The sequence below is a fragment of the Paenibacillus gallinarum genome (genome assembly GCF_014836635.1).
Classification (GTDB): domain Bacteria; phylum Bacillota; class Bacilli; order Paenibacillales; family Paenibacillaceae; genus Paenibacillus; species Paenibacillus gallinarum.
This window is the reverse complement of record NZ_JACSQL010000002.1, coordinates 292,881-307,040: the sequence shown is the minus strand read 5'-3', so window position 1 is coordinate 307,040 and position 14,160 is coordinate 292,881. Positions and strand designations below refer to the sequence as shown.

Here is a 14,160-nt window from a genome sequence, read left to right as displayed (position 1 = left end):
CTTTATTCCTTCCCTTCTTGTTGACCTTCACGTCGCTTTTCTCTTCTTGTTTCAAGTAGTGTGTCCAAGATAATAAGAGCTACACCCACTACAATCGCAGAATCGGCAACGTTAAAGATCGGAAACGTATAGCTTCCAAAATTAAATTTAAAGAAATCAACGACTTCACCCATTAGCAGGCGATCCAAAAAGTTACCAATAGCTCCAGCAAGAACTAGCGATAAAGCCAGTGGGAGCAATTTATCCGGCTGGGATTTAATTTTTTGGATATACCAAACGAGTGCGATTACCACAATAATGGTTACTACAATAAAAAACCAACGCTGATCTTGGAGAATACCGAATGCCGCTCCTCGGTTACGGTGAGAAGTAATATAGAAAAAGTCTCCGATCACCGAAATTTCTTGGCCCAAATCCATATTGGTTTTGACGAGCCATTTAGTTCCTTGATCCACTAGGAAAATAATGAAAGCAATAACGTAATAGATCACTGTGTTTTTGTCACTCCGTTCTTGTCTTTTACCATTCGATGGGTAATGCCTTATTTATTGTAGCACACCCGCTGGAACAGCGTCTATTTGAAGTGATAGAGAGAGTTCACTCCCGATTATGCAAAATACACCTTCTCTAAAACCTTTGCTTTTTGAGCACTCTATACAGACACCAGACAGTCCAATTTTATTACTACACAAGTCAGTAACATGTAAAGGAGCATTCATGCCCATGACGCATCTTAGCAAGCAAGAAATGAAAGGTTTGCACAAGCAGCTTCTTGAGCGAAAACAAGATATTGAACACCGTGACAAAACCAATGATCACTATGGCCTTAGCGGTTCCATGCGTTATGAAGTAGGAGAACTTTCCACGATTGATAATCATCCAGGTGATGTAGGTACTGAAATGTTCGAACGAGCAAAAGACATTTCCTTAAACGAACATGATGAATTTATGCTTGAACGCATCGATTCTGCCTTAGCCCTTATGGAAAAAGGTGACTACGGCACATGTGCCGTATGTAGTAAACCGATTCCTTATGAACGGCTAGAAGCTGTACCCTATACCATTTATTGTAGAGAACATGCCCCCGAAACGGTCGTTTCTAATGATCGTCCGGTGGAAGAAGAGTTCCTTACCCCTCCATTTGGCAGAACAAGTCTAGACGAAAAGGATACTCAGAATGGCTTTGACGGCGAAGATGCCTGGCAAATCGTTGAGAGCTGGGGTAACTCCAATACGCCCGCTCTTGCTGAAAGCAATAATGTTGATGATTACAATGCGATGTACATTGAAGCATCCGAAGAAATTGATGGATGCGTGGAAGCTTACGAAAGCTTTCTAGCAACTGATATCTATGGTGAAAATGTTTATGTTTTACGTAATAATCAGTATCGTAAATACCTTGAGGATGACGAAGGAATGAACATCCTCGCACCTGATGTCATTCCAGATGATGAATAGCTAAGGCTACACTGATGATATTACAACGTATCAAGTTCTAATTGTCTTTGAACAATACGCACAATATCTGCAATGTAGTCTCCAACAATAGGTAGATTTAACGCTCCCAGCATCTGAAGGAGATATATGATTGTTGCTGCAAAAAAGGTAAAACCAATCGCTATTCCGACTCCTCTTGCCGTACCTGAAAGAATATTAAGCCAGATGAGTCGCGCCGGTCTATACAAGAGCTGTGTATAATCCGCAATCCGTGACTTCTCCAGGCTCATAGCTAATTTTTGTAACAACCCGTGCATCTCATCAATTTGCTCTTCAAGTTCTTTTATTTCATCCGATGCTTTCTGATTTGTGGTCATCGCTAATGGTCTTATCCTTTCCTTCATAGGATTAAAAAAAAGCGGAAACGAGCCAGGGGAAAATTATATTTTCCCTCAGGCTCGTTTTTTGCATATCGTTCTTTATGCTATTATATCCGCTTTAAAACCGAATTAGCCTCTACCGTTTTAATATCTTACGAGATTTTAACACCAATCGTTTTAGATCCCGCTTCTACTTTTTCCATATCCTCCGCAGTACCAAAGGAAACATCGGTTACGAGCACATTTTCACGAAGTACATCTTCAAATGCTTCAATCGCCGCTTTCAGCTCATCATCAACGTCAAGCATAAGATTTACTCGTTTTTCAATCGGAAGATCCAGTTTCTTTCTTGTATCCTGAACGGCACGAACGACCTCGCGAACCAAACCTTCTTGCTCAAGTTCTGGTGTGATCTCCGTGTTCAGCGCAACAGTCAGACCATAGCCCGATGCTGCAGCAAATCCTTCTTTTGCTTTTTTCTCGATCAGAAGCTCCTCACTAGTAACGTGAAGTTCAGTTCCTTCTGGTGAGACAATGTTGAATTCTCCAGATTCTACAACCGAACGAGTTTCGTCAGCGGTCATGCCTTTGAAATGGTTTTGCAGGAAGCCTACATTTTTACCGTACTTTTTACCTGCTACTTTCAGATTGAGTTTCAATGAGAAATCAACAAAGCCGCTGTCGCTTGTTTCTACTTCAATTGTTTTCACATTGATCTCTTCTTTGATGATCTCTTCATATCCTGGCAGATCGAAATCTTGGTGTAGAGATACAATTAGAGCTGACAATGGCTGACGTGTCTTGATTCCTGTCTCATTACGAACGTTCCGCGCAAGTTCAACAATATTACGTGCTGTCTCCATATCTTGCTCGAGCTTTTCGTCAATGAGAGATTCATTGGCAACCGGATAATCAGCCAAGTGAACGCTACCTTCACCGCCAAGGTTTCCGTATACATCTTCAGCCAACATCGGTGTAAATGGAGCCATTACTTTGGACAAAGTAAGCAGCACTTCTGTCAGCGTACCATAAGCAGCCAGTTTGTCTGCGCTTAGACCACTTCCCCAGAAACGATCACGGGAACGGCGGATATACCAGTTACTCAGCTCATCAACGAATACTTCGATCGATTTCGCAGCATTCAGGAAGTCATTCACTTCAAGTCCTTTACGAACTTTTGCGATGAGCGAGTTCAGACGTGATAGCACCCAGCGATCCAGCTTGTTCTCAGAACCGTTAAACGGATGCTCTTTTGGATCATAACCATCAATATCTGCATACAGCGCAAGGAACGCATGTGTATTTACGATTGTGTCGATCACTTTCGATTTTGCTTCGCCTACGATCCCTTTGGAGAAACGTTTACTGTTCCAAGGCGCACTGTCTGCAAGGAGAGCCCAGCGGAATGCATCTGTACCATATTCATTAATGATTTCCCATGGATCGATTACATTCCCTTTAGATTTGGACATTTTTTGTCCATTCTCATCTAGGATATGACCTGTTGCCATGACCGCTTTATAAGGCGCTTTTCCGGTGAATAAAGTAGATACCGCAAGCAAGCTGTAGAACCAGCCACGAGTCTGGTCAATCCCTTCACAGATCATGTCCGCAGGAAACTGCTGTTCAAAAGTTTCTTTATTCTCAAAAGGATAGTGATGCTGTGCAAATGGCATTGAACCACTGTCAAACCATACATCAATCACTTCAGAAGTTCTTTCCATTACCCCATTTTCACAGTGTGTACAGTGTACTTTCACTTCATCTACATATGGCTTATGAAGTTCCAGATCCGCACTTACCTCACCTACCGCATGTTTACGAAGTTCTTCATGACTATGCGGTGAAAATTGTCCGCCGCAGTCCTGACATACCCATACGTTCAGTGGAGTACCCCAGTAGCGGTTACGGCTGATGTTCCAGTCAACGAGATCTTCAAGGAACTTACCGAAACGTCCTTCACGAACATGACCAGGATACCACTCTACGGTATTGTTATTGGCAATCAGTTGATCTTTTACAGCCGTTGTTTCGATGAACCAGCTGTCCATTGCATAATAGAGAAGCGGAGATTTACAACGCCAGCAGAACGGATAGCTGTGCTCGATTTTTTCTTTGCTGTAAAGCGTACCTTGTTCGGACAAGTACTTCACGATGTCAAGGTCGCAATCTTTTACAAAACGTCCTGCAAAATCAGTAACTTCCTCTGTGTACTTCCCTTCGGAATTTACTACACTTACAAAGCTGATTCCATTCTCACGGCAAGTTTTGTAGTCATCTTCCCCGTGAGCAGGAGCCATATGAACGATACCTGTACCGCTAGCATCGGTTACAAAGCTTGCTCCAACCACCACGTTTGTTTTTTCAGCTTTGATATAATTAAACGGCGGTGTATAAGTAAGACCCACCAGCTCCGAACCTTTCAGCGTAGAAAGAACTTCATAATCGCCTTTCATCACTTTTTCCACCAAGTTTTTCGCCACGATGTATGTGCCGTCTTCTTGCTTCACTCGTGCATATTCCATGTCTGGATTTACAGCGAGTGCCACGTGAGAAGGAAGCGTCCAAGGTGTTGTTGTCCAAGCCAAAATGTATTCATCACGATCATTAAGTTTGAATTTAGCTGTTGCACTGAGATCCTTAACATCCTCATAACCTTGAGCTACTTCATGAGAACTAAGCGTTGTCTGACAGCAAGGGCAGTATGGACTAACACGATGTCCGCGGTAAAGAAGTCCTTTGTCATGGATCGTTGCAAGAATATTCCACACACTTTCGATGTATTTGTTATCGAGTGTAACGTATGGATGATCCAAATCCGTCCAATAACCGATCGCTTCGGTTAGTTCGCGCCATTTGTGTTCGTACTCAAACACGCTGTCTTTACACTTCTTGATAAAAGCTTCTACGCCGTAATTCTCAATTTCATGTTTACCGTTGATGCCGAGCTGTTTCTCAACACCAAGCTCTACCGGAAGGCCGTGGGTATCCCATCCTGCTTTACGAACAACACGGTACCCGTTCATCGTTTGATAGCGTCCTACAAAATCTTTAATAACGCGGCCCAGCACGTGCCCGATATGCGGAGCACCGTTCGCTGTAGGAGGTCCTTCATAAAAAACGTAGTTAGGCTTACCTTCACGATTCTCAATTGATTTTTTGAATGTATCTTCTGCATTCCATTTACTGAGGATTCGCTGCTCGCGAGCGCGAGCTTTTTCTTTGACATCGACTCGTTTCATCTTCAAACTCCCTTTCTTTTATGGCGCATTACTATATTTAGAAAATAAAAAAAGCCTCATCCCCAAAAGGGACGAGACTGTTCTCGCGTTACCACCCTAGTTCCATCTCTAGTCTGCCCACTCTAATCATTCAATGATTATCAAGGTCAACACATAGAGACAGCGCTCTAATCCTTATGAAGCTTCCATAAGGAGCCGATATAACGTTCGGCTTACGGTATCAGCTTATTCGTATCCGCATGTACAATAGTAGTATGCAGATCCTTTCGGCTTCACTTCTCCGGGAGGATATTCGGTCATGACCTGTTCATTGGCTTGCACCGACCGCCAACTCTCTGAGAACAATCTTCATAACGTACTGATTCCCATCATCAAAATCAAATATGAAATTCATATAAGAATATTTATAGCCTCTTTTATAAAAAAAGTCAACCGGATCAATAGCCTACAAATGGTTCATGATCCCCTCATATCTTTATCATATCCAAATAAATGAATATTAATAAATTTCTTTCACTTCACGTTCACGTTCACGTTCACGCTCACGAACCTCATATTCTCGGTTCTCCAGCGCTTCCCATCCATCCTGTGTCAACAATTCAAGCTGTGCTTCCACCAGTGTACGGAAACGTGCTCGATAGATCGAAGCCTGTTTCTTCAGTTCTTCTACTTCCATCGAAATCTTGCGAGACTTCGACAGAGCTTCGTTTATGATGCGGTCTGCATTCTTCTCCGCTTCCTTCACGATAAGCTGTGCTTCTTTCTTCGAATTATTCTTCACTTCATCTGCAGCTTCTTGAGCGACGATAATCGTCTTACTTAGCGTCTCCTCAATGTTTGAGAAATGATCCAGCCTCTCCTGCACGGACAGCAGCTGGTTATTAAGTTCCTTATTCTCGCGGATCACAGCCTCATAATCTTTGATGACTTGATCCAGGAATTCGTTAACCTCATCCTCATCATACCCACGAATTCTGCGAGAGAACTCTTTATTATGTATGTCCAGCGGTGTAAGCGGCATACTGTCCACCTCCTATAATATTAACCTCCGAAAAAGGAGATTTATGACAAAAATTAATGGTGATCCTTCTGCGGTCTTAAAGGAGCAGAAGACTTACGGAATAGTAATATTCAACCATTGTATATCAACTTGTAGTTTATATCGGCAAATTTCTACGTTGTCATAATGCCTAGACCTATATCTTTTCGACAAGAAGAGCAGAAATCCTGCAACATACTTAGACAAATTTGCCGACTTTGACTCGATAACGGCCTTTTTTAGTAACCCCATCTATCTCCAGTAATTTAAAACGTCCTAGTCCTTGAACAGAAATTACGTCTCCTGCCCGCAGAGCTTTAGACGGATCTTCTACTACTCGGAAGTTCACTTTACAGCGACCTGCCTTGATGGGGATAAGAATTTTACTGCGACTGAGCCTGTACACATCACTTGCAATCCCGTCCAGACGCAAAGAAGCTACCGTCAGATCCATCATCTGAAGTGATACATCACTCGTCCGAAGTTGATCGATCGGCAGAATATCTGTAAATACATTCATACGATGAACCTGATGCAGATGTATCGATAAATAATCCGCAACTTCTTTGGCTACTACCGTATGACAACCATCATCAAGCACATGAATGTCTCCAATCTTACCCCTTTTTAGGCCAAGACTCAAGAGTGCACCCATATAATCCCCGTGGTCGAGCTGTAGTAATTTTTGGTCTGCTGAGGTAATGGATAGCACAGCTAGTTCCATGCTCTCCTCTTCTAGATAAGCATAATCCGGAGCTACCAGTGCACGTTTACGCTCAGCAGATTCTGAACCTCCATCCAGATGTATTTGCACATCATTTCGGCGATTCATAATTGATTCCAAAATATAAGCCTGGCGAGGATCGAGAAAGTCCGTTAGTTTCATCTCATGAAACTGTCCCGCACGTTCGACCCACTCCCAGGCTTTGTCTACAAAATCCCGTTCATCGGGGTGAAAATGATCGTAAACTTCTGTTTTCATTTCAAGATCACCCTGCTTTGCATATCATACTTACTATTTACCCTAATGACATTAGTACAATCTACGTAAATATGTTAGTAAGAATCGCGACGAGTCCAGTTGCTGCATAACGCAGAGCAATAATCGCAATGATTGGAGAAATATCAATCATACCGAAGATCGGCGGGATAAAACGCCGGAAAGGAGCTAGATATGGCTCTACAATTTTGCCAATAATTTCTCCGAATTTACTCTCACGCGCATTAGGCAACCAAGACATTAAGATATAAATAATAATCAGCCAGTAGTAAATTTCTACTAAAGCTCCGATTGCTTGAACTACCATCTCCAAAAACAATTCACCTCATTCTGCCGTAATCTGCTTCGCTCTCACTTTCAGCCAAAATCTCCGCAATCGTTCCTTGAATTTCCACCGTATCTGGTGTGCATAAGAAAATATTACCGCCTATTTTGGAAATACCCCCACCCAGTGCATATACCGTTCCGCTTAAGAAATCGATAATCCGCAGTGCTTGATCCTTACGGACACGTTGAAGATTGATCACAACTGTGCGATGAGCACGAATATGATCCGCAATTTCTTGAGCTTCATCATAACTGCGTGGTTCGTAGAGAACGACTTTTACATTTTTTTGGGAATGGATACTCACCACATTATTTCCCTTCTGATTTCTACGTTTATCGAAGTTCGGGGTTTCAACTTCTTGTTCCTGTTCATCATTACGTGTATTATTTACTTGTTCGCGCTCAATAATCTCTTCTTCTTCTTGCAAACCAAAAAAATTCATGAATTTATTCATTACACTCATCTCCTTAGTCCTCCTCTTTTCCTACAAGAACACTTCCCAGTCTTACCCAGGTAGCCCCTTCTTCAACAGCAACTTCATAATCATTAGACATTCCCATCGACAAATGGGTCAGCGGCTGATTCGTTAAAGCTTGTCTGTTCAAATCATCCCTTAGTTCACGAAGTCCGCGAAATACAGGGCGAGTACGTTCTGCATCTTCCTCAAAAGGAGCCATTGTCATTAGTCCGGTAATATGAACATGAGGAAATTCACGAATTTGCTTGAGTAAAGGTACGACTTCTTCCGGCTGAAGACCATATTTTGATTCTTCTCCAGATATATTCACCTGAAGCATGCACTCCACTTGAATTTCGTTCTGTGCTGCCTTTTTCTCAATCTCTTTTGCAAGAGAAAGACGGTCAAGTGAATGAATGTATGCGAATTTGCCAATGACATCTTTAACCTTATTGGTCTGCAAATGACCTATGAAATGCCATATTCCTCGTTCATGCAGTGCATTCCATTTGTCTTCCGCGTTTTGCCAGCGATTCTCACCAATATGTATAAGTCCGTGATCCAGCACTTTACTTGTCATCGCAGTCGATACATATTTAGTGACGGCAATTACACCGACCTCTTCTCTATTTCGTCCGCTTCGTTTGCATGCGGCCGTTATACGCTCATCAACATGCTGAATTCTCTCCTCTAATTGCAAGGAGGTCACCTCTCTTCCAGTCCGATCCAGCTTGCCATACGACCCGTAATCCCGTTTTCCTTACGATAACTGAAGAACAATTCAGGATGGCAGCTTGTACACCATGAAGTAATTTCGATATGTTCCGGCAATATTCCTGCTTTTATCATAATGTGTCGATTCACTTCTTTCAAGTCAAGCATACTTTTTCCACCTGAAACTGGTTTATGGCAAGCTTCATAAGTCAAGCCTTTATGTTTGTCATTACCCTCTGAAACCTCATACCAAACCTTCACCTTATTCATCACATAGTCGTCTACCTCATAGCAGCAGCTACCTATAGACGGGCCAATTGCTGTCCTAATGTCTTGACGTTCACACCCATAATACTCTTCCATTCGTGTAATCATTCGCTCCGCAATCCCGGCAACGGTGCCTTTCCAGCCCGCATGAGCAAGTCCTACAACTTCTTTCACCGGATCGAAGAAATACAAAGGTACACAATCGGCATAAAAGGAAGTTAACAAAATACCTCTTACGTTGGTAAGTAGTCCGTCCGTTTCCTGAAAAGCAGATTCGCGATCTAGGAACCCTCTGCCCTTATCTCGCTCGGTTACAATAGCGACCTCATTCTTATGCACTTGTTCTCCGCAAGTCCATGATTCTGGCTTCATACCGATTTCCTTAGCGATCCGCGTTCGGTTCTCGATAACATCCTGCGGATGATCCCCCACATGAAAAGCACAATTTAAACTGCTGTAAGGCGCTTTCCCTACTCCGCCCAAACGGCTAGTATAACCAACTTTGAGTCCTATACCTGCCTCATAGCTTTTCCAAGGTTCTATTTCAAACAATCCCGGGTTCCCAGCTGCGGAGTGGTTCAAGCTGGGAGAACCTGAGGATGCTGTCTTTTTGAATACAAACGGCTCCATGAAAGTAAAATTCACCTCATCTTTTTTTACAGTGTAACAAAAATACAGCTAAATTGCTCATTCACCTTTGCTCAAAAGCAAGTCTACACCTTTTTCGCTCCTATTTTCAAAAACTGCGCCGCTGTTCTTCCCGACTTCGTTCCCATCGTTCTGAAGTTGGCTGCTCTCCATCACCCGAATGCTCCTTGATCTCATCCATCTTAACAAGAACCACATCTGAACCGATTTTGACAATATTACGCCATGGAATGATGAGGTCTGCTCCGCCCCCGAATAGACCCATAAACCGGCTGTAACTTGGAACAACGATTGCATCAATTCGCCCATTCCTAAGGTCAAGTTCCAGATCACTAATCTGACCAAGTCTTTTCCCATCGATAATGTTAATCACGTCTTTGGTTTGAAAATCCGAAATTTTCATCGCTCTTACCGTTAAATCTCCTGAACTCATTTCTTATCACATCCCGCTATTTTTGCTTATAAATTACTATATGATCCATTCGCCTAATATGTACTTATTTTTGAGATCGTTTCAATAAGCTTCGAAAACTCATGTAAAAAAAGATAAAACCTTTATTTCTGCCTAAGGCAAAAATAAAGGTTTAGGAATTTAGTTCAGTATGCAATTTACCAAATACATTGCATTTTCCTTGTACTGCTTCAATACTAGGTCTTCACATGTTTTTGCATTTGCTGGATCGCTGACTTCTCTAGACGAGACACTTGAGCCTGAGAAATACCGATCTCATCTGCTACTTCCATTTGCGTTTTTCCTTCAAAGAATCGCATGGACAGTATCATTTTTTCTCGCTGACCGAGCCTGTGCATCGCTTCCCTAAGTGCAATTTCTTCAATCCAGGTAACATCCTTATTCCTATCATCACTGATCTGATCCATTACATAGATTGGATCTCCACCGTCATGGTAGATCGGTTCAAACAAGGACACAGGATCTTGTATCGCATCTAGTGCAAACACAACATCTTCTTTTGGAACGCCCAGCACCTCAGAAATCTCGAAAACAGTAGGTTCCCTCGAATTGAGATTGGTTAGTGCATCCCTGACTTGCAGTGCTTTGTATGCAATGTCTCTCAGAGATCTAGATACACGAATCGGATTGTTATCACGAAGGTATCTGCGAATCTCACCGATAATCATCGGTACCGCATACGTGGAGAATTTTACATTTTGAGACAAATCAAAGTTGTCGATGGCTTTCATCAAACCAATACAACCGACCTGAAACAAATCGTCAACGAATTCTCCCCGGTTATTGAAACGCTGAATGACACTGAGTACTAATCGCAGATTGCCATTCACCAATTTCTCTCTAGCTGAGCGCTCATTATTTTGCTGTAGATTTGTAAATAACTCACGCATCTCTACGTTGGTTAGGACCGGCAGTTTCGCGGTATCCACGCCACAAATCTCGACTTTATTACGAGTCATCGTGATTTACCTCCCAAGGAGAAACATTAATGTACATTATCTCCCTGAGCGGTGTTTTTATTCCAAAAACAAAACCTTACCAGTTATAACCAAGACTTGATTTTACACCATTTTATTGAACTCCTTGCGCAGCCGCTTAATGATCCTTTTTTCGAGCCGAGAAATATATGACTGGGAAATGCCGAGCATGTCCGCAACATCTTTTTGTGTCTTTTCTTCTCCATCTTGAAGTCCAAATCTTAGCTCCATGATCATGCGCTCTCGATCTGTCAGCTTGTCTAATGCTTTATGCAATAGTTTCCGATCCACTTGCTCTTCAATATTTCGATAGATCGTATCATTCTCGGTACCAAGTACATCAGAAAGCAGCAACTCATTTCCGTCCCAGTCGATATTCAGTGGTTCATCGAATGACACTTCAGACCGGATCTTACTGTTACGCCGCAAGTACATTAATATTTCATTCTCGATACACCGGGATGCATAGGTTGCAAGCTTAATTTTTTTCTCTGGGTCAAACGTGTTCACTGCCTTAATTAGACCAATTGCTCCAATGGAGATTAAATCTTCAATGTTAATGCCGGTATTCTCGAATTTGCGAGCAATGTAAACGACAAGCCGGATGTTTCGTTCAATCAGCATAGCCCGGATCGCAGGATCACCTGTCTGCAATTTTTGCAGTAAAAACTCTTCCTCTTCTCTTGTCAGCGGCGGGGGCAGTGCTTCACTTCCACCAATATAATAAATCTCTTCGCTTTTGAGTCCAAATAAAAATAGGAATCTGTAATATTGCAGCTGTACGGCAAGTTTCCATTTGACGAGCATGTACGCTTCCTCCTATACCACGTTCAGCGGCTTTTCTGTTTGACCGGCCGTTGTTTTGACTACAGCAGGTTCTTGCACATATTCCGGGTGAATAATGGCCTGATACTTCCCTTCCGAGGATAACTTCCCTCCATCGAGTCCGATCAGGGTACGTTTTGGTGTATAGCAAGTCCCGTTCATCATTACTTTTACCGAGTCTGGTTTAAGTGCAAGCATAAACGACGTTCCCTTGTTGATCCCCCGGTAGGGTATCAGCCTGAGACGATCCTGCCAGATGAACTCCTCATCCAGCTCCATAATTAACGTATCTGCCGAAACTTCTGAGATTCTCCCTTTCCAGGAAGGGGGGAGATAGTTCTCCCACAAGGAAGCTTCCATCACGGTTACCGGAGTCCGTGTAAGTGGATCCGTAAGCTGATTCCCCGTATCGACGAGCCCCGTACAAGTTACTTCCACTCCCCCTATCTCGACGATAATGTCTCCAAAATAAACAGACATTTGCTCCGTTTTTCTTTTGCTTGACTGCACTCCTTTAAAAATAAGCAGAACCGCAAAAAAAGTAATAAACATAAACCAAAAGCCAACCTGAAGTTCAAAAGACACTCCGCCTGTCGTCGTAAATAAAATACCATTAAATAAATCAGCTGAACTCTGTAGCAAATAATGAACGCCAAGTATGCCGCCCGCTGCCACAAAATTAACAACATAAAACGTCCCTATGGTTCTCGCAAATGCTTGTAAACTATGGAATCCAAATGCGGTCCAGATCATAAACAGGGATAATGTGAATTTAATTAAGAAGGTGTACAAAAAAGTTAGTTCCGGAACAAACATCATTACTACGTACATAGCTCCGATGATCGAAGAAATAATCATTCTCCACCATTTCGGCTTTTTCTTTTGCATCCAAGCGGTAAGGAACAGCAGCACCCAGTCAATAAGCAGGTTCGTTAGAAAAATCAAGTCGATATATACAACCAGGTCCTCTCACCTGCCTTACGTAAATCATGAATACATTCAGTATAAGGAGAAGATATCTCAAAGTCTGTCTAAACGTGGGAAGTAATTGGTACTTTTTTTGTCGTAAAAGAAAATAAAAAAGACTGTAGACAAACTAGTTTTAGGCTAGTTTGTCTACAGTCTGACAGCATTCTAAAGGACTGCTGTTCGTTATTCATAGAAAGTCTATTATTCGTTATGATTGCCGCCATTATTTCTTGAGCGATTACGTAAGAAAGTTGGAATATCAAGTTGATCCGAACCCGGTCCATTACTGAACGGTTTCAGGTTCGATGGACGACTCTCTTGCGGTTCAGCAGATTGAACCGGCTTGCGAGTAGGCTGCGGGCTAGGATCCGGCTTATTCTCGAATCCTGTCGCAATAACCGTAACTTTGATTTCCTCTTTCAGGTTTTCGTCGATGATCGCACCAAAGATCATATTTACTTCCGGATCGGAAGCAGAAGTCACAATCTCGGCTGCTTCATTCACTTCATACAAGGACAGGTTAGAACCGCCTGTAATGTTCATGATCACACCGCGTGCTCCTTCAATCGAAGTCTCAAGAAGCGGACTCATAATTGCTTTGCGTGCAGCTTCTGCAGCACGATTCTCTCCAGTGGCCATACCGATACCCATGAGTGCAGAACCGCGTTCTGTCATAATGGTCTTAACATCGGCAAAGTCAAGGTTGATTAGACCCGGAACTGCGATCAAGTCAGAGATACCTTGTACTGCTTGGCGAAGAACATTATCTGCTTCGCGGAAAGCTTCAAGCATCGGAGTCTTTTTGTCTACGATCTCAAGCAAACGATCATTTGGAATAACAATCAGTGTATCTACTTTTTCTTTGAGAGCTTCAATACCGTGCTCTGCTTGATTGGAACGTTTACGTCCTTCGAATGTAAATGGACGTGTAACCACACCAACCGTTAACGCACCGCACTCTTTAGCGATTTCAGCGATAACAGGAGCAGCACCTGTTCCTGTACCTCCGCCCATACCAGCAGTAACGAACACCATGTCCGCACCTTTTAAGGTATTCGCAATCAGATCACGAGACTCCTCTGCAGCTTTTTTACCTACTTCTGGATTGGCACCAGCGCCAAGTCCTCTTGTAAGTTTATCACCGATTTGAAGCTTGTGTTCTGAGCGGGCTAAATGTAGTGCTTGAGCATCCGTATTCACCGTAATGAATTCGACTCCTTGCACACCATTCTCAATCATTCGGTTAACAGCATTGCTTCCGCCGCCACCGACACCTATTACTTTTATCTGAGCCAAGCTCTCCATATCGAAATCAAATTCCAACATACTTTTCCATCTCCCCCTCATGTGTGCATGGATGGCTCGTCCACGTTCCGAAAATGAATCCAGACCATTTCATATATCG

Annotated in this window: 15 protein-coding genes and 1 other annotated feature; of the genes, 1 reads left to right on the top strand and 14 read right to left on the bottom strand. The window is 42.7% G+C overall.

Annotation, left to right across the window (positions count from 1 at the left end):
- Positions 1-2 precede the first annotated feature (2 nt).
- The gene (gene lspA, locus H9647_RS06295) at positions 3-491 is read right to left on the bottom strand and encodes a signal peptidase II (protein ID WP_191798909.1); all 489 of its coding nucleotides are present in this window, start codon (positions 489-491) and stop codon (positions 3-5) included.
- Positions 492-723: 232 nt separating this feature from the next.
- On the opposite strand from lspA, the gene H9647_RS06290 reads away from it, so the two are divergent.
- Complete coding sequence (locus tag H9647_RS06290) at positions 724-1,458, top strand: TraR/DksA C4-type zinc finger protein (protein ID WP_191798908.1); 735 nt, start codon at positions 724-726, stop codon at positions 1,456-1,458.
- A 20-nt stretch (positions 1,459-1,478) separates the two neighbouring features.
- Here H9647_RS06290 and H9647_RS06285 read toward each other — a convergent pair whose 3' ends face one another.
- The 13 genes from H9647_RS06285 to ftsZ form a co-directional block, all read right to left on the bottom strand.
- Positions 1,479-1,754: a DUF5665 domain-containing protein gene (locus H9647_RS06285; protein WP_249716865.1), complete on the bottom strand. Its 276-nt coding sequence runs from the start codon at positions 1,752-1,754 to the stop codon at positions 1,479-1,481.
- A 215-nt stretch (positions 1,755-1,969) separates the two neighbouring features.
- Positions 1,970-5,059 carry an isoleucine--tRNA ligase gene (gene ileS, locus H9647_RS06280; protein WP_191798906.1) on the bottom strand — a complete coding sequence of 1,030 codons (3,090 nt, stop codon included), beginning with the start codon at positions 5,057-5,059 and terminating at the stop codon, positions 1,970-1,972.
- A gap of 64 nt (positions 5,060-5,123) precedes the next feature.
- Positions 5,124-5,440 (bottom strand) — a binding site (T-box leader).
- Between the two features lie 118 nt (positions 5,441-5,558).
- Entirely contained in the window at positions 5,559-6,080 is a 522-nt protein-coding gene (locus H9647_RS06275) for a DivIVA domain-containing protein (RefSeq protein ID WP_191798905.1), read from the bottom strand.
- Positions 6,081-6,297: 217 nt separating this feature from the next.
- A complete protein-coding gene (locus H9647_RS06270) occupies positions 6,298-7,080 on the bottom strand; it encodes a YlmH family RNA-binding protein (protein ID WP_191798904.1) in 783 nt (260 codons plus the stop codon).
- A 61-nt stretch (positions 7,081-7,141) separates the two neighbouring features.
- A complete protein-coding gene (locus H9647_RS06265; protein ID WP_191799436.1) occupies positions 7,142-7,405 on the bottom strand; it encodes a YggT family protein in 264 nt (87 codons plus the stop codon).
- A 13-nt stretch (positions 7,406-7,418) separates the two neighbouring features.
- Entirely contained in the window at positions 7,419-7,889 is a 471-nt protein-coding gene (locus H9647_RS06260; RefSeq protein WP_191798903.1) for a cell division protein SepF, read from the bottom strand.
- Positions 7,890-7,893: 4 nt separating this feature from the next.
- Complete coding sequence (locus H9647_RS06255) at positions 7,894-8,583, bottom strand: YggS family pyridoxal phosphate-dependent enzyme (RefSeq protein WP_191798902.1); 690 nt, start codon at positions 8,581-8,583, stop codon at positions 7,894-7,896.
- A 5-nt stretch (positions 8,584-8,588) separates the two neighbouring features.
- Positions 8,589-9,494, bottom strand: coding sequence for a peptidoglycan editing factor PgeF (gene pgeF, locus H9647_RS06250; protein WP_191798901.1), 906 nt, complete (start codon positions 9,492-9,494; stop codon positions 8,589-8,591).
- Between the two features lie 106 nt (positions 9,495-9,600).
- Positions 9,601-9,945, bottom strand: coding sequence for a YlmC/YmxH family sporulation protein (locus tag H9647_RS06245; protein WP_191798900.1), 345 nt, complete (start codon positions 9,943-9,945; stop codon positions 9,601-9,603).
- A gap of 215 nt (positions 9,946-10,160) precedes the next feature.
- On the bottom strand, positions 10,161-10,943 hold the full coding sequence (sigG, locus tag H9647_RS06240) for an RNA polymerase sporulation sigma factor SigG (protein ID WP_191798899.1): 783 nt from the start codon (positions 10,941-10,943) through the stop codon (positions 10,161-10,163).
- Between the two features lie 102 nt (positions 10,944-11,045).
- Positions 11,046-11,768 (bottom strand): RNA polymerase sporulation sigma factor SigE, encoded by a 723-nt coding sequence (gene sigE / locus H9647_RS06235; RefSeq protein ID WP_160034229.1) that lies wholly within the window; start codon positions 11,766-11,768, stop codon positions 11,046-11,048.
- 12 nt (positions 11,769-11,780) lie between these two features.
- Positions 11,781-12,749, bottom strand: a complete 969-nt coding sequence (spoIIGA, locus tag H9647_RS06230) for a sigma-E processing peptidase SpoIIGA (RefSeq protein ID WP_191799435.1) — start codon at positions 12,747-12,749, stop codon at positions 11,781-11,783.
- Between the two features lie 207 nt (positions 12,750-12,956).
- Complete coding sequence (ftsZ, locus tag H9647_RS06225) at positions 12,957-14,081, bottom strand: cell division protein FtsZ (RefSeq protein ID WP_191798898.1); 1,125 nt, start codon at positions 14,079-14,081, stop codon at positions 12,957-12,959.
- Between the last annotated feature and the right edge of the window lie 79 nt (positions 14,082-14,160).